Source organism: Hymenobacter sp. PAMC 26628 (genome assembly GCF_001562275.1).
In the GTDB taxonomy this organism is placed as follows: Bacteria; Bacteroidota; Bacteroidia; order Cytophagales; family Hymenobacteraceae; genus Hymenobacter.
On record NZ_CP014304.1, the window covers coordinates 1,764,452 to 1,782,899 of the forward strand.

Consider the following 18,448-nt stretch of genomic DNA (forward strand, 5'->3'; position numbering starts at 1 on the left):
GGTTCAGAATCTGGTTTCTTGCCGGCTGATTTTGCCTTGCTGAATAAACTGTCTGGGAAGCTCAGGATGACAGATGGTGGGCTTTCAAAATCATCTTAAAAACAACTACTTATAAGCGAAAAGACTGCGCTGTGCCGGTAGCCGCAGCGAAATTGAGCCGGGCCGCGCCGTACTGGGCCAGGGCCTGCACGCGCAGGGCGCGGGCGTTGGCCAGGGCCGCCTGCGCTTGCAGCACTTCGAGGTTGTCGGCCACGCCGGCCCGGAAGCGCTGGGTGGCCAGCGCCAGCTCGCGGCCGGCCAGGGCCAGCTGCTCGTCGGCGGCCTGCACCTGGGCGGCGGCCAGGTTCCAGCCAATCAGGGCCTGGCGCACGTCCTGCTCCACCTGGCCGCGGGTGTTGCCCAGCTCCAACTCGGCTTGGCGCTGCTCGCTCAGGGCGGCCTTCACCCGGCCGCCGACGTAGCCACCGTCGAACACGGGCACGCTCAGCGTCACGCCGTAGGTGCGGGTGATGCGGTCGCTTTTAAAGGGCGTCACGGCCGACTGCCCGTAGTCGCCGGCTGCGCTGATGATGGGGTAGCGGGCGGCGGCGCGGGCGCGGCGGTCCAGTTCTTTTTGGGCGATGGTTTGCTCCGCGATGCGCGCATCCAGCCGGGCGGCTTGGGCCGGCGCCAGGGCTTGTTCCACGGTGGGCACGGCCTCGGCGCGGGCCACCAATGTATCGGTGAGTGCCGTGGCGCTGCCCTGGGGCAGGCCCACGGCGCGCTCCAGGTCGAGGCGGTCCTGGGTGGCGCTGGCCTCGGCCTGGATTAGGCGCAGGCGCTGCTGCGACGCGCGCACCTCGGCCCGCACCACGTCGATGCCGTCGGCCACGCCCGCGTCGCGCTGCTTTTGGGCCAGCTGGCGCAGGGCTTCGGCCAGCACCAGGTCGGCGCGGGCGGCCCGCACTTCCAGGGTGCCGCGCTGGGCGGTGAGGTAGGCCAGGGCCACGAACGTGGCCACCTGCTCGCGGGCCAGCTCGGCGGTGAGGTCGGCCACGCGCACGGCGGCGGTACTGCTTTTGTACTCGCGCATCGCGGCCAGGTTCAGCAGGGCCTGCGAGAAGTTGAGCCGCGCGTCAAACGTGTTGAAGGGCCCCACGAACGACGGAATGGTGGGGGCCGCGGCCGCGCCACCGCCGGTACCACCGCCCATGCCGGTGCCCGTCATGTCCTGGCCGCCGCTGGGTGCCAGGCCCTGCGCGACCAGGTTGAGGGTGCGGTTTTGCTGGTAGGCCGTGCCGTTGAGGTTGGGCAGCAGGAAGGAGCGCACCTGCTGCCGCAGGGCCCGCGCTTCCGTGGCCCGCTCGGCGGCGAGCAGGGTGGTGAGGTTGTTTTCCAGGCCGATGGCCACGGCTTGGGGCAGGCTGAGCTGCGCCGGGGCCACGGCCAGCACGCGGGCCGCGCCAGTGGAAGCGCCCATCATGCCGCCGCCGCGCGGGGCTCCACCAAACGAGGCCTGCGGCGTGGTGGTGCCGCTGGGTTCGCCCACCGTGCCGGTGCCGCCGGGGCTTGGGGCAACCTGGCCCGCTGGCGCCATTTGCCCGGCCCCCGTGGGCATTGGGTTGGGTGGCCCGTCCGGCGGCCGCTGCATTTGCCGCTCCTGGGCAGTTTGCTGCATTTGCTGCTGCCGCTGCTGCAATTCCTGCTGCTGCTGCTGGCCCACGGGAGGGCCCCCAATGCCGCTGGGCTGGCCGCTACCAGCCGGGGCGGGCCGCGTGGCCGGTGGAGCCGCCGGGTTCGACTGCGCCGCCGCGCCCAACGTTACGGCTAGCAGTCCCAGGCTGGCGGCCGCGGCTCGGTAATAGCGGCCCGGCGGAAAGAATAGATTTCGCATACACGCCAGCAATAGGCTTTAATACCCTTTTAATGTCGGTTTGAACGCGAAAAACCCGTAGTTGGCTGGAGTGTTTAGAAAAAAATCCCGGCTCCTCTGGCTTACCTGAACCGTAAGTGAGGACAAACATGCGCATTTAGTACCCGCTACTGCTGAGTAGTGCGGGTCGGTGTGGGTAGGGGCCCCGCCACCAGGGGCCCGGTAACGACAGTTGGTGCCGGGCCTCGTCAAACTCGCCCTCGCTCTTGGGGCCACCACCAGCGGGGCGGGTAGCGCGCGCTTCGCTCATAAAGCAGCGGGTGATTCGCCTGGAAGTTTCGGCCCAGGAGCAGCTACCCGTAGGGCTTGCCTGGCGCGAGCGTGGGGCGTGGGCATAACATGAAAAGGGCCGCGCGAACCAATAATTCACGCGGCCCTTTTTTGGCCCTGTTCTGGGGGCCCCGGCTACAGAATGGCCGGCATCTGCATCGTTATTTCGGGGCGGTACCTGACGTCGTTCACGTTGGTGAAATCGGGGCGGGCGCGGTAATTGAGCGTGATTTTGGCTTGGTGGCCGTCGAGCAGCACGTTCACGCCGCCGTCAAACAAATGCACGTCCTGGACGCGGTGCCGTCTTCGCGGCGCAGGCCCTTGTAGCGGCCGTGGGTATAGCTGGTGCAGGGCTGCATGCGGGCCTTAGGTCCCAGCAGGCGGTGGGGCAGCAAGTAGCCGGTTTGGGTGGGTTGGGCCGCGTCGGCAAGGGCGAAGCGCGGCCCGGCTGCAGGCCAAGACAGAAAAGAACAACCGTTGGAAAGGAACGAACGCCCGGGGCCCTAGCGGGCCATGAGGTCGGGCTGCTGCGCCACGAGGGGCAGCTCGGCCGCCGGCTCGGGCCGCTGGGCTTCGGGCACCGAGCGGCCTTGCAGGGCCAGCTGGTGGCGGGCCTCGTCGAACTCGCCCTCGCTCTTGGCGATGACCAGCGTGGCCACGCCGTTGCCGATGACGTTGGTGATGGCGCGCGCCTCGCTCATAAAGCGGTCGACGCCCAGCAGCAGAGCCACGCTCTCGACCGGGATGACCTTGGTGGCGGCCAGTGTGGAGGCCAGCACGATGAAGCCCGACCCGGTGACGCCCGCCGCGCCCTTGCTCGTGACGACGAGGATGGCAATCAGCGAGAGCTGCTGGGTGAGCGAGAGCGGAATGTTAAAAGCCTGGGCCAGAAAGATAACCGCGATGGAGAGGTAGATGGACGTGCCGTCGAGGTTGAAAGAATAGCCGGTGGGAATGACCAGGCCGGCCACCGAGCGCGAGCAGCCGTAGCGCTCCATCTTGTCGATCATGCGGGGCAGGGCCGATTCGGACGACGAGGTGCCCAGCACCAGCAGAATTTCCTCCTTGATGAAGCTCAGGTAGGGCCCCAGGCGCAGCTTGTAGTAGCGCAGGATCAAGTTGAGCACCACGAAAATGAACAAGCTCATGGTGGCGTACACCACCAGCATGAGCTTGCCCAGCGGCAGCAGCGTGGCGATTCCGTACTTGCCGATGGTGAAGGCCATGCCCCCGAACGCGCCCAGCGGGGCCAGCTTCATCACCAGGGCCAGCACCCCGAACATGGCGTGCGAGAGCCGGTCGAAGGTTTTTACCAGCGGCTCGGCCGTTTTGCCCATCCGGTTGAGGGCCAGGCCGAAGAGCACCGCAAACAGCAGCACTTGCAGGATGTCGCCCTTGGCAAAGGCCTCCACCACGTTGCTGGGCACGAGGTGGGTGAAGAACTCCACCCAGTTCATCTCGCCGGCCTGGGAGGTGAACTTGGCGGCTTCCTCCGTCTTCTTGCCGTCGCGCAGCACGGCCTGGGCCACGGCCTGCACGCCCACGCCGGGCTTGGTGAGGTTGGCCACCAAAATGCCGAGGCCCAGGGCCAGCGTGGTCACGATTTCGAAGTACAGCAGGGCCTTGCCGCCCACGCGGCCCACTTTTTTGAGGCTGCCCATGCCCGCGATGCCCAGCACCACCGTGAGGAAGATGATGGGGGCAATCAGCATCTTGATGAGGTTGATGAACGTGTCGGCAATGGGCTTGAGGGCCGCGCCAAACGTGGGAAACAGGGCCCCGACCAGCACGCCCAGGGCAATGGCGGTGAGCACCTGCACGGTGAGGTTCGAATACAAACGTTTCATAACAAACGTATCAAAAGGGTGGGAAGGCAAGTAAAGGTGCGGGCGTGGGGCCCCGCGGCAGGCGCTACATCGTGGTTGAGGCGGGAGGTGGCCCGAAGCTTTTTATCGCCCGCAAATACGACCAACGAAATGTTGATGCGCACCGCAACGTACCAGTCGAAATAAGCTTCGTGGCCCCGCCCTTCGGCCCTAGTGCCGGGTGCTTGGCCGTGCTGCCACGCACAGCCGCGGCGGGGGCGCGGGCAGGGCCCCCAGTGTTGGCAAGCACACGCTGGTGGCGGCTGCATTGGGTATGCAGGCAATATTCACCAAAAGCTTGAGCATGTAGGCGGCGAAAAGGCAAGGCAGCGGGAACGGGCGGTAAAAGTAGGCCGGGCGCGGCTTCGCCAGTCGGGCAGCCCGGCTGCGGGGCCCCGCAAAGTCGCAATAAATTCGGCGTTTTGCCAATCTTTCCGGGGCCCCCGGTGTTACATTACCGACCCCTAACCAGCCCCGCCATGAACGGTAAAGACCTCTTTAATTTCGGCCCCGCCTTCGGGTATTTCTTCCGTAAGAACGACCCCGCCCGCAAAACCAACTTCAACCTCAAAACCATGCACTTCATCAATAAGCTCAGCTTGGCAATGTTCCTGGTGTGCCTGGTGATAATGTTCTTCCGCTACGTGTTGTAGTACAGCGCGTAGCAATGAACATTGAGGATTTTCGCGCTTATTGCCTCAGTCTGCCGGGCGCCACGGAAGAAACGCCGTTTGGCCCCGACACGTTGGTGTTTAAAGTGGGCGGCAAAATATTTGCCCTCACCGATTTGCAAACCTTTGGCAGTGTAAATTTGAAGTGCGAGCCCGAGCGGGCCGCCGAGCTGCGCGAGCAGCACGACTACGTACTGCCCGGCTTCCACATGAACAAGAAGCACTGGAACACGGTGCTCATCGGCACCGGGGCCCCCGACGCCAAGGTGCGGGCCTGGACGGCCGAATCGTACCAGTTGGTGGCCGCCGCGCTGCCCAAAGCCGCGCGGGCCGCCCTAGCCCGTGCCCTCGAAGACTAGCCCCTGGGGCCCCGCACATAATGCAAATTAGCAGTCGTTTCTCCGTAGCCGTGCACGTGCTTTCGCTCCTGGCAAGCCAGGGCCCCGCCGTGCTGCTTACCTCGGAGCGCATGGCCGGCAGCGTGAACACCAACCCGGTGGTCATCCGCCGCATCTTGGGCCAGCTCAAAAAAGCGGGGCTGGTGGAGGTGCGGGCGGCGGCAGGCGGTACATTTCTGCGGCGTGCGCCGGCCAGCATTTCGCTGCTCGACGTGTACCAGGCCGTTGAAGTGGTGGCCGAAGGCAAGCTGTTCCACGTGCATGCCTCGCCCAACCCGCGGTGCGCCGTGGGGCGCAACATTCAGGCTGCGCTGGACGCGACGCTGGCGCGCGCCCAAACGGCCCTGGAGCGGGAGCTGGCCCGCGTGACATTGGCCCAGGTAGTGACCGATCTGGCATTGCCGGCTGGCAGTTGATTTTTTTTGATACTCATTGTAACAACTGTGGTTACAACCTGTTTAACGCATTTAACTTTGCCAACAGCGCTGGTGCGTGGGCCCGTGCTGCGCTCAAATCATTCACCCAATCAATTGAAGGCCATGAAAATTGCTCTTATCGGCGCTACCGGTTTTGTAGGCTCCAACTTGCTGCGCGAAGCCCTGATGCGCGGCCACCAAGTAACCGCCATCGTACGCAGCCCCGCCAAGCTTACCGTAGCCCACGACCACCTGACCGTGGTGCAGGGCGACGTGACCCACGTGGGGGCCCTGGCCGCGCAGCTGGCTGGCCACGACGTGGTGCTGAGCGCCTTCAACCCGGGCTGGGACAATCCCAACATCTACGCCGATTCGCTGGCGGGCTCGAAGGACATCGAAACGGCGGCCGAGCAATCGGGGGTGCCGCGCCTGGTGGTGATTGGCGGGGCCGGCAGCCTTTTCATCGACGGCCAGCAGCTGGTGGATGGGCCCCAGTTCCCGGCCGAAATAAAGGCGGGCGCTACCGCGGCCCGCGACTACTTGAACGTGCTGAAACAGAACACCACGCTCGACTGGACGTTCTTCAGCCCCGCCATCGAAATGCACCAGGGCATCGACACCGGCCGCACCGGCCACTACCGCCTGGGCACCGACAGCCCGGTGTTTGACGCTAGCGGCCGCAGCGTGCTCTCGGGCGAAGACCTGGCCGTGGCGGTGCTGGACGAGGTGGAACAGCCCAAATTCAGCAAGCAGCGCTTCACGGCCGCCTATTAGGGTGCCCTGGCTGTGCGCGCAAAAAAGCCCCGCCGATGCAAATCGGCGGGGCTTTTTGTTGGCGTAGGGCCCCGGGACTACTGCCCGACCAGGAACACGGCGTTGCCGAACAGCAGCTTGCCGCTCTGCCAGAAGGCGCGGAACAGCGGGTTGTCGCCGAGGTAGATGACCTGGCCGCGGCCGAGGTCCTGCTCGCCCAGTACTAGCGTATCCACCAGCTCCTTGCGGGCCTTGGTGCCGGCGTAGCCCGAGTAGTAGCCGTCCTTCTTGATGACACCCACGTTCCAGCCGCCCTTGCTTAGGAAGCGGTAGCTGAGCGGCGTGCGAATGAGGGCCGAATAGGTGCCGCCGTAGCCAAAAGCCAGCGGGTGCGTGTTGTCGAGCTGCACGCGGTAGATGGTACCCAGGGCCTGGTCCTCCGTGCTTTCGCGGTCGGCGTTGCCGTAGCGGCGCAGCGGCAGGTAGGGGTTGGCCTTTTCCTCCTTCTTGAGGGCCACGGAGTCGGCGGCCTTGGCTTTCAGCAGGAAATCCTTCTTGTTGGCCAGGAATTTCATGCCGCCTTCCATGGCGATGAGCTTGCCGCCGCCGCGCACCCAGGCCTTGAGGCTTTCCAGGGCCTTGTCGGGGTAGATGTCGGCGTAGCTGCCGTCGGGCAGGATCAGGACGTCGATTTTGGCCATGTTCACCCGGCTCAGGTAATCGGTGCCGAGCACCGTGATGGGGTAGCCGAGCTGCTGCTCGAAGAAGTGCCACACCTCGCCAAAGGCCGTGGCGTCGATGCCGGGGCCCGCCACCACGGCCACCACGGGCTGCTTCACGAAGTGCACCGTGCCCGAGCCCAGGTCGCGCCCGGTGGTCGAGAAGCCCGTTTTCACGGCCTGCACCACCGTGCCCGCCGAGTCGGCCTGGGCCCGCACGATCTGGTCAAATTTGGGCCCCAGGGCCTCGTTGCCGGTGCGGGTGATGATGAGCGTGCCGGGCGCGTACTTCTGCCCCTCGGCCTCAAAATCCTTTTCGGCGAAGCGCACTTTCACCTTCTGCTGAAGCAGTTGGCTGAGGAAGCGCACGTCCTGCAAGTTGTTCCAGCGGGCGAGGTAGGCGTAGGGCTTGTCGGTGGGGGCGGCGGCGCTGCCCTTCACCACGGCCGGGGTGGGCGTGGGGCCCGAGGCGTCGAGGCGCTGGGCCAGGGCGTAGGCCTTCACCCCAAACGAGTAGGGCAGGGCCCACGACGTGATGTCGTAGGTGAGCGAATCTTCCAGCTGCGGGCGCGGCTCGAACAGCACTTTTACGAGCGTCGATTTGGGCTGGTACATGCTCACGAGTACGTCGTGGGGCGCAATTTCCACGTCCTCGGTTTTGCCGGAGGCGTAGTTGTAGCCGCGGGTGCGCAGCTTCTTGGGCGCGAAGCCGTAGCTGATTTGCTGGCGCTCCAGGTACTGGGTCAGCATTTTCAGCTGTCCGGGGTCGTTGCCGGAGGCCAGCACGAAGGTTTTGTAGGGGCCCCGGGGCTTGGTTTTGGCGTCGGTGAAGTAGGCCTGGAACTCGCGCAGCAGGTCGTCGTGGCGCTCGGACGTGGCCTGGAGGGTGGCGCGGCTGGCGGCGTGGTGGTGGGCAATGCGCTGGGCCAGCGTGAGGGTATCGCCGTCGGCGCGGCCATATGCGGTGCCGGTTTGGCCGCCTTGCTCGTAGGTCATGCCGATGGCGCCGTTGAAGCTGGGCCAGGTGTCGCCGTAGGTGGGGGCGAACAAATCGTAGGTTTCGCGGGTGAAGTACAGCCAGTTGTTCTTGTCGAACACGGCCCGGTTGTAGTCGCCGATGATGCCCTGGAACTTGCGCTGCCAGGGCGTGATGTCGGCGTGGTAGGGCTTGGCGGCCGGCGAGAAGTAGTACGAGCTGTTGGGGCCCATCTCGTGGAAATCGGCGTGCACCTGCGGCAGCCACTGGTTATACAGCACGATGCGCTGGCGGCTTTCCTGCTGGGTTTGCCAGGCCCAGTCACGGTTCAGGTCGAAGTAGTAGTGGTTGTAGCGCCCGCCGGGCCAGGGGTTGCGGTTTTGCCAGGCGTCCGGCGAGGCGTTGGGCACTCGGTTGCGGGCGCTGTTGTTCCAGTTCACGTAGCGGTCGTGGCCGTCGGGGTTCACGCAGGGGTCAATCAGTACGACCGTATTCTTCAGCCAGCCCTGGATTTGCTGGTCCTGGAGGTTGGCCAGGTCGTAAAGCACCTGCATCACAGCTTCGGAGGAGCTGGCTTCGTTGCCGTGCACGTTGTAGCTCATCCAGCACACGGCCGGCATTTGGCGGCTGGCGGTGCCGCTTTCGAGGCTGGCCAGCCGGCGGCCGTTGTGCTGAATGGCATCGAGCTGGCCGAAGTTTTCGGCACTGGCAATCTCGATGACCTCCAGGGTCCGCTTCTCGTAGGTTTTGCCGTAGGGCACCACTTTCATGCGGCCGGGCGAGTGCGCCACCACGTGGGCAGCGTAGCGCAGCACCTCGGCCTGGGGCGTGAACTGGCTGCCCAGTGGGTAGCCCAGGAACTGATCGGGGGTGAGCAGGGGCCCCGCGGCGTCGGCCGGGGCGGTTTGGGCGGCGCTGGCCAGGGGCAAGGCCAGGCCCAGCAGCAGCCCGCGGCCGGCGCCGCGCAGGGCGCGCATCGCCGCTTGCCCGCGCAAGAGTAGAGAAACCATCAAATTGAAAAGAAATAGAAGGGTCGGGGCGAGGCAAGGACGAGCCTGCCGCCGGCAAAGATGCAGGGTGGCCGCCGGGTAGCCGCACGCTTTAGCCTTTTGCCACGGAAAAACCAGGATTTTTCCAGAAGACGCAGGGTGGTCTTTTAGGGCCCCAGCCGGCAAACGCACTATTTTTTGCAACTTGGGGGCCCAAACCAACCGGGCACGGCTGCCCGTGCGGCGGCCGCAGAGCCTCCCGGCCCGGGCCTTCGGAGCTTTTAGTAATCCTACTTCCTATGAAGAACGTGCTACCCTTGCTGGCCGCCCTGGCCTTGCCACCACTGGCCGCCGGGGCCCAAACCGCCCCCGCGCCGCGCCCCTTGAGCCTGCGCGACCTGGCCCAGATGCGCGACGTGGCCGACCCCAACCTGTCGCCCGACGGGGCCTGGGTGGCCTACACCGTGGCCCGCGTGGACACGGCCACCGACAAGCGCGACGCCGACATCTGGATGGCCCGCACCGACGGCAGCCAGAACCTGCGCGTCACCACCAACCCGGCCAGCGAAAGCAAGCCCCGCTTCAGCCCCGACGGCAAGTACCTGAGCTTCGTGTCGAGCCGCGGCGAGGACGACGGCGGCAATGCCCAGCTCTGGCTGCTGAACCGCGCCGGCGGCGAGGCCGAGAAAGTCACCAAGCTGAAAGGCAGCGTGTCGGACTACGTGTGGAGCCCCGACGGCCAGCGCATCGCCATGATCCTCAAGGACGCCGACCCCGACTCGCTCACCGCCGCCCAGAAAGCCAAGAAGAAAACCGCGCCCCCCATCGTCATCGACCGCTTCCAGTTCAAGCAGGACGTGGACGGCTACCTGAACAAACAGCGCCAGCACCTGTACGTGTTCGACGTGGCCACGCGCCGGCTCGTGTGCCTCACCCCGGGGCCCTACGACGAGCACCTGCCCGCCTGGAGCCCCGACGGCAAGCAGCTGGCCTTCAGCAGCAAGCGCGGCCCCGACCCCGACCGCCACGACAACTACGACCTGTTCCTGATTGACGCCCAAGCCGGGGCCCCCGCCCGGCCGCTGCTCGCCACCGACGTGCCCGAGAGCGCGCCCAACTACGGCAGCCGCCCCGCCTGGAGCCCCGACGGCCGGCATATTGCCTTCGTGCAAGGGGGGCCCAAGGAGCAGCTCGTATACGCCCTGCACCAGCTCATGGTGGTGGACGTGGCCGGGGGCCCCGCCCGCCCCCTCACCGCCGGCCTCGACCGCAACACCACCCAGCCCGAGTGGGTCCCCGACGGCAAAAGCGTCTATTTCCTGCTCGAAGACGACCGCGCCGAATCGCTGATGCGGGTGCCGGCCGCCGGTGGCAAACCCGAGAAAGTGCTGGCGGGGGCCCGCCAGGTGGGCGGCTTCGCCCTGGCCAGCAAAGGACAGCTCGTGGTGCTCAGCAGCCAGCCCCAGCAGCCCACCGAGGTGTTTGCGCTGAATAAGAAGGGGGGGCTGAAGCCACTTTCCAAACAGAACGACGCCTGGCTGAAGGGCGTCACGCTCGGTGCCGTCGAGCCCATCCAGGCCAAAAGCAAGGACGGCACGCTGGTGAGCGGCTTCACCATCAAGCCGGTGGGCTACCAGGCGGGCCGCAAGTACCCGGCCATCTTGCGCATCCACGGGGGCCCCGTGGCGCAGTTCGGCTACGGCTTTGCGTTTGAGTGGCAATACTTTGCCGCCAACGGCTACGCCGTGGTGGTGGCCAACCCGCGCGGCAGCTCGGGCCGGGGCCTGGAGTACAGCAAGGCCATTTTTGCCGATTGGGGCAACAAGGACACCGACGACGTGCTGGCCGTGGTGGACTACGCCGTGGCGCAAGGCCTGGCCGACCCCGACCGTCTCGGCGTGGGCGGCTGGAGCTACGGCGGCATCATGACCGACCAAGTCATTGCCCGCGACCAGCGCTTCAAGGCCGCCGTGAGCGGGGCCAGCATCGGCAACGTGCTGGCCGGCTACGGCACCGACCAGTACATCCGCGACTACGAAACCGAGCTGGGCACGCCCTGGAAAAATACCGACGTGTACCTGCGCGTCTCGTACCCGTTCTTCCACGCCGACCAAATCAAAACCCCCACGCTCTTCGTGTGCGGCGAGAAGGATTTCAACGTGCCCCTGCTCAACACCGAGCAAATGTACCAAGCCCTCAAAAGCCTGAACGTGCCCACCCAGCTCGTCATCTACCCCGGCCAGTTCCACGGCGTCACCACGCCCAGCTACGTGAAGGACCGCTACGTGCGCTACTTGAACTGGTACAACAAGTACCTGATGCCCAAGGGCACGGCCACAGCCTCCGGGCAGTAGTGAGGAGTAGCGCGAACGTAGTGGTTCGCGCCAAGGCAGTGCTTGACTGAACTCATGGCAGGCGCTGCTTGTAAGCACTATCTACTTGTATCTTGCATCATGCGCCAAGTCATCCTCACCGTCCCCGACGAGTTTTACGCGCCCTTTATGAAACTGGTAAAGGCGCTGCCGTTCTCCATTAAAGCCAAGCCCATAGCCCCGCCCAAGCCCAAGCAATACACGCCCGCGCAGCAGGAGTGGATTGATGATTTCCGCGAGGCGCTCCACGAAGTGGAGTTGCACCAACAGGGAAAAATTAAATTGCAAACGCTTGACGAATATATACATGAGCTTCGAAATAGTCCTGACCAAGAGCTTTAAGCGCACTGCCAAGCCTTTAGTCAAGCGATTTGCTTCATTTGAACAAGATTTAACTGCTTTTGGGGAAGAGCTTTTAGCTAATCCACAAGCTGGCGAACCGCTGGGCCGCGACTGTTATAAAGTGCGCGTCCGCATAGCGGCGAAAGGCAAAGGCAAGAGCGGCGGTGCCCGTGTAATTACTTGCGTCAAAATAATCGGTGAGCAAATATTCCTGCTCACGATTTATGATAAATCGGAGCAAGATTCTATTTCGGACAATGAGCGTGATGACTTGTTGCGAGAGAATGATTTGCTGTAAAAACGAAAAAGCCCGCTGCAATTGCAGCGGGCTTTTTCGTTTTTATTTAATTCCGTCATGCTAAGAGCCTGCGAAGCATCTTATCACGGTTGCACGGTTGCCGTTTCAATGCGGAAGCTGTTTAAAAAGCCCTTAGAACGTCATGCTGAGCTTGTCGAAGCATCTCTACCGCTGACTAATTTATTAATTGCTGCTGCGGTAGAGATGCTTCGACAAGCTCAGCATGACGTTCAATTTTGAATTTCCTGACTTCCTAAACAGCTTTGTGATAAGATGCTTCGCAAGCTCAGCATGATAAACTGTGTAATAATTAATAATTACACCACCACGTTCACCATGCGGCCGGGGACTACTACTACTTTCTTCACGGCTTTGCCTTCGCCGAAGCGGGTGAGGAAGTCCGATTCGCGGATGGCGGTTTCGATTTCGGCGGCGGTAGCGGTGGCGGCGAACTGGCGCTGGTCGCGCACTTTGCCGTTGATGGCCACGGGGTAGGTTACGTTGGCTTCCACCAGGAATTCCTCGCGGAACTCGGGGTACGCGGCCTGGCTGATGCTGCCGGGCGCGTGGCCCAACTCGGCCCACAGCTCCTCGGCCAGGTGCGGGGCGAAGGGGGAGAGCAGCAGCGTGAGCGGCTCCAGGATGGCGCGCTTGTGGGTGCCGAGGGCCGTCAGCTCGTTCACGGCAATCATGAAGGTGCTGACGCAGGTGTTGAAGCTGAACTTCTCAATGTCGTGCGCCACCTTTTGGATGACGCGGTGCAGGGCCTTCAGCTCGGCGGGCGCGGCGGGCTCGTCCGTCACGGCCAGGGCCCCATCCTCGGGGTGGAACAGGCGCCAGAACTTCTTGAGGAAGCTGCCCACGCCGCTGATGCCGTTGGTATTCCAGGGCTTGAACTGCTCCAGGGGCCCCAGGAACATTTCGTACAGCCGCAGCGCATCCGCGCCGTATTGAGCCACCAAAACGTCGGGATTGACAACGTTAAATTTGGCCTTCGACATCTTCTCGACTTCCGAGCCGCAGACATAACGTCCGTCTTCCTCAAAAATAAATTCTGACTTAGCATAATCGGGACGCCATTTCTTGAATGCTTCTGTGTCGAGTACATCATTATGAACAATACTCACATCAACGTGGAGCGGAGTGTAAAAGGCATTAGTGTCAAACTTCATAGTTTGCATGCCTTCATTGTATGTGAATGTCTCTGCTGGACTGGAAAAACTATCTCCGATTTTATTCAATACCGGTTTCCATATCAACCAATCTGTTCCTGAAAATTCATAATTATTAGCAATCCACCTGTCAAGCAGATTTTTTGACACAAAAACTGGCGGGCTAATTAATTGCTCAGAACTGCCGTCTTTACCGTGTTTATGCCAACTGACATTCAGCCGATACACGAAATTTGACCGGCCCAAAATCATCCCCTGATTAATTAGTTTCTGGAACGGCTCGGTGCCCGTTACCAGGCCCAAATCCTTCAGAAACAGGTACCAGAAGCGGGAGTAGAGCAGGTGGCCGGTGGCGTGCTCGGCGCCGCCCATGTAGAGGTCCACTTGGCCCCAGTATTTCTCGGCTTCTTCGCCCACGAAACGGTCGGCGTTTTCGGGGTCCATGTAGCGGAGGTAGTACCAGCTCGAGCCGGCCCAGCCGGGCATGGTGCTCAGCTCGAACTCGTGCTGGCCGCGGTACTTCCAGTCGGTGGCGCGGCCCAGGGGCGGCTCGCCGTGCTCGGTGGGCTTGTACTCGTCGATTTCGGGGAGCACGAGCGGCAGGTCGGCTTCGGCCACGCCGTAGGCGGTGCCGTCCTTGTAATACACCGGAATGGGCTCGCCCCAGTAGCGCTGGCGGCCGAAAATGGCGTCGCGCAGGCGGAAATTGGTCTTGCCCTTGCCGAGACCTTTTTCCTCTAAAAAGGCGATGAGCGTGGTGGTGGCCTCCTTGTAAGTGAGGCCGTTGACGATGCCCGAGTTGATGTAGCGGCCTTCCTTGGTGGGGTCGGCCTGCTGGTGGAGGTCCTTTTGGGCGTCCGAAATGGCCGGGATGGGCAGGTCGAAGTGCTTGGCGAAGAGGTAGTCGCGCTGGTCGCCGCTGGGCACGGCCATCACCGCGCCGGTGCCGTAGCCGGCCAGCACGTAGTCGGCGAGCCAGATGGGCACGGGGGCCCCATCCACGGGGTTGGCAGCGTAGGCCCCCGTGAACACGCCCGACACGGCCTTCACGTCGGCCATGCGGTCGCGCTCCGAGCGGCGCTTGGTGGCGGCGATGTACTCGTCCACGGCGGCGCGCTGGCCGGGCGTGGTGAGCTGGTCCACTAGCTCGTGCTCGGGGGCCAGCACCAGGAACGTAGCGCCGTAGATGGTGTCAACCCGCGTGGTATACACCTTAATGTCAGTGCCTTCGTGGCCCTGCACCGGGAAGGTAACCTCGGCCCCAATGCTCTTGCCAATCCAGTTGCGCTGCATCTCCTTCACGGCGTCGGGCCAGTCCAGGGCGTTGAGGCCCTGGAGTAGGCGGTCGGCGTAGGCGGTGATGCGCAGGTTCCACTGCGGCATCAGGCGGCGCTCGACGGGGTAGCCGCCGCGCTCCGAAAGGCCGTCCTTCACCTCGTCGTTGCTGAGCACCGTGCCCAGCGCCGGGCACCAGTTCACGTAGGTGTCCTGCTGGTAGGCCAGGCGGTAGGGAAGGATGGCGGCGAGCTTCTGCTTCTCGGTGAAGCTCTGCCACTGGCCGGCCGAAAACTCGTGCCGCTCTTCATCGCCGCCCGCCGCGCGGATGCCCGCGCTGCCGCCTTCGGCAAACTTGGCCTGCAAGGTGCGGATGTGCTCGGCCTGGTCGGTATCCAGGTTGTACCAGCTATTGAACAGCTGGAGGAAAATCCACTGCGTCCACTTGTAGTACTGCGGGTCGGAGGTGCGCACCTCGCGGCTCCAGTCGTAGCTGAAGCCCAGCTGCTGGAGCTGCCGGATGTATGTTTCAATGTTCTGCTCCGTCGTCACGGCCGGGTGCTGGCCGGTCTGGATGGCGTACTGCTCGGCGGGCAGGCCAAACGAGTCGAACCCCATGGGGTGCAGCACGTTGCGGCCCTGCAGGCGCTGGTAGCGGGCCACGATGTCGGAGGCGATGTAGCCCAGCGGGTGCCCCACGTGCAGCCCCGCCCCCGAGGGGTACGGGAACATGTCGAGCACGTAGTACTTGGGCTTGCTGGAGTGGTTGTCGGCCTTGAAGGTCTGGTGCGTTTTCCAGTGGGCTTGCCACTTTTTTTCAATCTCTTCGGGACGGTAGGCGGGCATTGGCTTGGCGTTGGTAATTCCGGCAAAGGTAACGCCTTCGCTTAGGGGACGAAACACAAACGCGGCGGGACTGCACGCTGCTGGCCTTCCCAGGCGTAGTTTTGCTCCACTGTGCGGTAGTCTCCCGCCGCCACGGCATCGCTTCTCGGCTTCGGCTGAAACGAGCGAAGCCCGTGGTTGGCAGACCACGGGCTTCGAAGTGGGTGATTCTTTCTCCCCATAAAGTTCGAAACTCATGGAGAAAAAACCAAACGACGGCGATGATTACGTAGTAATCGTCGTCAGGCTCCCGGTTAAGCTGCTGTTGCGGCTTGGTCGGTGGCTAGTGCTGGCCGGCGGTACTTACGTGCTGCTGTACCACTAACCAGTAGCCGGCGGGGAGGGTTCGCGCCCTTCCCGCTTGGGGCTGTAACGTGGGCCCAGCCACATGGAGTTGCGCAAAGATGCAAATATTTTTAGGAAGGCCTTGAGGCTCTGCCATTGACTGCCTGACTGAGCGATACATTGAGTGCCGCGTCTGGCCAGTAGCCACAGCTGGCCGAACTTTGCAGGGCCGGGCCAGCTTAATTAATGACCCTGCCCACCGTTCATGGCCCGCATCCCCAAAGAACTCGTTGACCAAATAATTCAAACCGCCGACATCGTGGAAGTCGTCGGCGACTTTGTGCAGCTCAAGCGCAAGGGCCAGAACCTGTGGGCTCCGTGCCCGTTCCACAACGAAAAGTCGCCGTCGTTTTCCGTCAACCCCGCCAAGGGGTTGTACAAATGCTTCGGCTGCGGCAAGGCCGGCGGCGTGGTGCAGTTCGTGATGGACGTGGAAGGCACCTCCTACGTGGAGGCCCTGAAGTACCTGGCCAAGAAGTACGCCATTACCGTTCAGGAGGAGGAAAAAACGCCCCAAGAGCAGTTGGTGCAGAACGAGCGCGACTCACAGTTCATCGTGTCGAGCTGGGCCAAAGACCACTACCACCGCCTGCTCCAAAACACCGAGGAAGGCATGAGCGTGGGCTACGGCTACCTCAAGGAGCGCGGCCTGAACCTGGCCACCATCCAAACCTTCGAGCTGGGCTACTCGCTCGACCAGTGGGAGGACCTGCTGAAAAGCGCCACCGCGGCCGGCTATGAGCTGAAATACCTCGAAAAAACCGGCCTCGTCATCAAGCGCGAAGACGACCAGGGGCACGACACCGGCCGGCGCTACGACCGGTTCCGGGGCCGCGTCATGTTCCCGATTCACAACATTTCGGGCCGCGTGGTGGGCTTCGGGGCCCGCACCCTGAAGCGCGACGACAAGATGGCGAAGTACCTCAACTCGCCCGAGTCGGAGATTTACCACAAGTCGGACGTGCTCTACGGGCTGTTCCAGGCGCGCCAGGCCATCCGGCAGGAGGAGGTGTGCTACCTCGTGGAAGGCTACCTCGACGTGCTGAGCCTCTACCAGGGCGGCATCAAAAACGTGGTGGCCTCGTCGGGCACGTCGCTCACCGAGGGCCAAATCCGGCTCATCAAGCGGTATTCCGACAACGTGACGGTGCTCTACGACGGCGACGCGGCCGGCATCAAGGCCAGCCTGCGCGGCACCGACCTGCTGCTCGAAGGCGGCCTGAACGTGCGCGTCGTGCTGTTCCCCGACGGCGACGACCCCGACAGCTACATCCGCAAGGTGGGCGACCAGCGCTTCGCCGAGTACATCGAAAAGAGCAGCCAGGACTTCATCACCTTCAAAACCACGCTGGTGGCCCGCGACGCGGCCGGCGACCCGGTGAAGAAGGCCGAGGCCATCCGGCAGGTGCTCACCAGCATCGCCAAGGTGCCCGACGCCATCAAGCGCCAGGTGTTTTTGCAGCAAACGTCGGCCGCGTTCGGCATTGACGAACAGGTGCTCATCACCGAGTACAACAAGCTGGTGAAGCCCGCCGCCGGGGCCCCCCGCCCGGCCGAGGGTGGGGCCCCCAGCGGCGGCAGTAGCAGCGGCAATGGGCGCCCCGCCCCGCCGGTGGCCGCCACCCGCGCCCTCACGGCTGAGGAGGAAGCCGAAGCCGCCATGTACGGCGCCTTCGAGCCCGGGGCCCCCGCCGCGACATCGCCAGCCGCGCCCACGGAGACTGACGAAGATGCTGCCCAAACCGACCTGCTGCAAGCCTGTGAGCGCGAAGTGCTGCGCCTGCTGGTGCTCTACGCCGCGCGCGAAGTGGACACCGACGTGAGCGTGGCCCAGTACCTGCTGGGCCAGCTGGAGGAGGAGCCGTTCAAAACGCCGCTCTACGCCGAGCTGTGGGCCCTGTGCCGCGAGGAGCTGCTGGCCGGCCGCTTCCCCGAGGCGCGGCAGCTGGGCCAGCACGCGCGGACCGACATCCGCCTGCTGGTGTCGGACCTGGCCACCGAGCGCTACGACATCAGCCCCAACTGGCGGGTGAAGGAAATCTACGTCTTCAACGAAGTGGACATGCCCAAAGTGGCCTGCGACAACGCCGTGCTGCGCCTCAACAAATGCCACGTGCAGCGCGAGCTGAACCGCCGCCTCGAAACCCTGCGCCAACCCATGCTTGACGACGCCGAGCTGTTCGAGAACCTGCGCGCCATCAAGGACTTGAAGCAACTCGACAACCAGCTGGCGGCGCTGCTGGGCACGGTTATTCCGCGCGGCGCTTAGGCTTTGGGGCCCCGCGCCTGAAGCGCCGCGTGGGGGCCCTAACCGCAAACCGCGCTACTTGAGTTGTTTCAGCGAGCGTTTGGTTTCGCGGTGCGCGCGCTTGATGCGGGCGTTGAGCTGCTTCTGGTTGGCTCTGGTAAGTTTGGCAGGGGCCATGTTTACCACGGTCAGCGGGCCGCCGGGTTGCATGGTGAACGGTACCTCAGCCGCGCCATCGTAGGCGGCTACGGCGGCCACGGGCCCCGCATCGGCCGGCACGATGAAGAAAAAGAGGCCGTCCGCGTTGGTAGCGCAGGTTTGCTTGGTGCGCACCAGCCGCACCACGGCGCCGCCCAAGGGCCCCTTGGGCGTGTCGATGCGGCCGGTTAGGGTAACGTTAGCCGGGGCTCCGGCCGACGCAGCGGAGGCAACCGGAGCGGCCGGCTGCGCCTGCGCCCGGGCCGGGCCCGCCCACACGATGCAAACCGCCACGAAGCAGGTGCAAGAGATAAAACGCGCAATCATAGCGGGAATAGTATAAC

15 protein-coding genes are annotated in these 18,448 nt (G+C 63.8%); 9 read left to right on the forward strand and 6 right to left on the reverse strand.

From position 1 onward, the window contains the following. Positions 1-109 precede the first annotated feature (109 nt). From AXW84_RS07830 to AXW84_RS07835, 3 genes are all read right to left on the reverse strand, one after another. A complete protein-coding gene (locus tag AXW84_RS07830) occupies positions 110-1,873 on the reverse strand; it encodes a TolC family protein (RefSeq protein WP_068231047.1) in 1,764 nt (587 codons plus the stop codon). 444 nt (positions 1,874-2,317) lie between these two features. Next, positions 2,318-2,467, reverse strand: a complete 150-nt coding sequence (locus tag AXW84_RS24655) for a hypothetical protein (protein ID WP_157886883.1) — start codon at positions 2,465-2,467, stop codon at positions 2,318-2,320. 218 nt (positions 2,468-2,685) lie between these two features. Then, positions 2,686-4,029, reverse strand: coding sequence for a dicarboxylate/amino acid:cation symporter (locus tag AXW84_RS07835; RefSeq protein ID WP_071891107.1), 1,344 nt, complete (start codon positions 4,027-4,029; stop codon positions 2,686-2,688). A 497-nt stretch (positions 4,030-4,526) separates the two neighbouring features. Between AXW84_RS07835 and AXW84_RS25475 the strand changes: the two genes are divergently transcribed. The 4 genes from AXW84_RS25475 to AXW84_RS07850 all read left to right on the forward strand — a co-directional run bounded on the left by AXW84_RS25475 (position 4,527) and on the right by AXW84_RS07850 (position 6,306). Next, positions 4,527-4,700, forward strand: coding sequence for a DUF6728 family protein (locus tag AXW84_RS25475; RefSeq protein WP_170214108.1), 174 nt, complete (start codon positions 4,527-4,529; stop codon positions 4,698-4,700). Positions 4,701-4,714: 14 nt separating this feature from the next. Then, positions 4,715-5,077 (forward strand): MmcQ/YjbR family DNA-binding protein, encoded by a 363-nt coding sequence (locus tag AXW84_RS07840; RefSeq protein ID WP_068231050.1) that lies wholly within the window; start codon positions 4,715-4,717, stop codon positions 5,075-5,077. A 56-nt stretch (positions 5,078-5,133) separates the two neighbouring features. Continuing rightward, positions 5,134-5,532: an Rrf2 family transcriptional regulator gene (locus AXW84_RS07845; RefSeq protein ID WP_236943278.1), complete on the forward strand. Its 399-nt coding sequence runs from the start codon at positions 5,134-5,136 to the stop codon at positions 5,530-5,532. 123 nt (positions 5,533-5,655) lie between these two features. Then, entirely contained in the window at positions 5,656-6,306 is a 651-nt protein-coding gene (locus AXW84_RS07850) for an NAD(P)-dependent oxidoreductase (RefSeq protein WP_068239052.1), read from the forward strand. Between the two features lie 77 nt (positions 6,307-6,383). Here the strand turns inward: AXW84_RS07850 and AXW84_RS07855 are convergent, their stop codons facing one another. Continuing rightward, positions 6,384-8,990 carry a M14 family metallopeptidase gene (locus AXW84_RS07855; protein ID WP_236943279.1) on the reverse strand — a complete coding sequence of 869 codons (2,607 nt, stop codon included), beginning with the start codon at positions 8,988-8,990 and terminating at the stop codon, positions 6,384-6,386. A gap of 278 nt (positions 8,991-9,268) precedes the next feature. Between AXW84_RS07855 and AXW84_RS07860 the strand changes: the two genes are divergently transcribed. From AXW84_RS07860 to AXW84_RS23140, 3 genes are all read left to right on the forward strand, one after another. Continuing rightward, entirely contained in the window at positions 9,269-11,323 is a 2,055-nt protein-coding gene (locus tag AXW84_RS07860; RefSeq protein WP_068231059.1) for a S9 family peptidase, read from the forward strand. Between the two features lie 99 nt (positions 11,324-11,422). Beyond that, a complete protein-coding gene (locus AXW84_RS24660) occupies positions 11,423-11,683 on the forward strand; it encodes a hypothetical protein (RefSeq protein ID WP_068231062.1) in 261 nt (86 codons plus the stop codon). Further along, the gene (locus AXW84_RS23140) at positions 11,649-11,981 is read left to right on the forward strand and encodes a type II toxin-antitoxin system RelE/ParE family toxin (protein WP_071891113.1); all 333 of its coding nucleotides are present in this window, start codon (positions 11,649-11,651) and stop codon (positions 11,979-11,981) included. The genes AXW84_RS24660 and AXW84_RS23140 overlap by 35 nt, the downstream gene beginning before the upstream one ends. A 317-nt stretch (positions 11,982-12,298) precedes the next feature. On the opposite strand, the gene AXW84_RS07875 is transcribed toward AXW84_RS23140, so the two are convergent. After that, positions 12,299-15,274 (reverse strand): leucine--tRNA ligase, encoded by a 2,976-nt coding sequence (locus tag AXW84_RS07875; protein ID WP_068231069.1) that lies wholly within the window; start codon positions 15,272-15,274, stop codon positions 12,299-12,301. Between the two features lie 235 nt (positions 15,275-15,509). Here AXW84_RS07875 and AXW84_RS26195 point away from each other — a divergent pair, with 235 nt between their 5' ends. Continuing rightward, positions 15,510-15,638, forward strand: a complete 129-nt coding sequence (locus AXW84_RS26195; RefSeq protein WP_257722081.1) for a hypothetical protein — start codon at positions 15,510-15,512, stop codon at positions 15,636-15,638. Between the two features lie 225 nt (positions 15,639-15,863). Further along, positions 15,864-17,927, forward strand: coding sequence for a DNA primase (gene dnaG / locus AXW84_RS07880; protein WP_068231072.1), 2,064 nt, complete (start codon positions 15,864-15,866; stop codon positions 17,925-17,927). A gap of 54 nt (positions 17,928-17,981) precedes the next feature. Here dnaG and AXW84_RS07885 read toward each other — a convergent pair whose 3' ends face one another. Beyond that, positions 17,982-18,431, reverse strand: a complete 450-nt coding sequence (locus AXW84_RS07885; protein WP_068231074.1) for a hypothetical protein — start codon at positions 18,429-18,431, stop codon at positions 17,982-17,984. Between the last annotated feature and the right edge of the window lie 17 nt (positions 18,432-18,448).

Excerpts from the sequence above, each read along its gene's own strand:
- AXW84_RS07855 (WP_236943279.1), bottom strand. The coding sequence starts at position 8,990 with ATGGTTTCTCTACTCTTGCGCGGGCAAGCGGCGATGCGCGCCCTGCGC.
- AXW84_RS23140 (WP_071891113.1), top strand. The coding sequence starts at position 11,649 with ATGAGCTTCGAAATAGTCCTGACCAAGAGCTTTAAGCGCACTGCCAAG.
- AXW84_RS07850 (WP_068239052.1), top strand. The coding sequence starts at position 5,656 with ATGAAAATTGCTCTTATCGGCGCTACCGGTTTTGTAGGCTCCAACTTG.
- AXW84_RS07835 (WP_071891107.1), bottom strand. The coding sequence starts at position 4,029 with ATGAAACGTTTGTATTCGAACCTCACCGTGCAGGTGCTCACCGCCATT.
- AXW84_RS07885 (WP_068231074.1), bottom strand. The coding sequence starts at position 18,431 with ATGATTGCGCGTTTTATCTCTTGCACCTGCTTCGTGGCGGTTTGCATC.
- AXW84_RS07860 (WP_068231059.1), top strand. The coding sequence starts at position 9,269 with ATGAAGAACGTGCTACCCTTGCTGGCCGCCCTGGCCTTGCCACCACTG.
- AXW84_RS07840 (WP_068231050.1), top strand. The coding sequence starts at position 4,715 with ATGAACATTGAGGATTTTCGCGCTTATTGCCTCAGTCTGCCGGGCGCC.
- AXW84_RS07830 (WP_068231047.1), bottom strand. The coding sequence starts at position 1,873 with ATGCGAAATCTATTCTTTCCGCCGGGCCGCTATTACCGAGCCGCGGCC.
- AXW84_RS26195 (WP_257722081.1), top strand. The coding sequence starts at position 15,510 with ATGGAGAAAAAACCAAACGACGGCGATGATTACGTAGTAATCGTCGTC.
- dnaG (WP_068231072.1), top strand. The coding sequence starts at position 15,864 with ATGGCCCGCATCCCCAAAGAACTCGTTGACCAAATAATTCAAACCGCC.
- AXW84_RS25475 (WP_170214108.1), top strand. The coding sequence starts at position 4,527 with ATGAACGGTAAAGACCTCTTTAATTTCGGCCCCGCCTTCGGGTATTTC.
- AXW84_RS07875 (WP_068231069.1), bottom strand. The coding sequence starts at position 15,274 with ATGCCCGCCTACCGTCCCGAAGAGATTGAAAAAAAGTGGCAAGCCCAC.
- AXW84_RS24660 (WP_068231062.1), top strand. The coding sequence starts at position 11,423 with ATGCGCCAAGTCATCCTCACCGTCCCCGACGAGTTTTACGCGCCCTTT.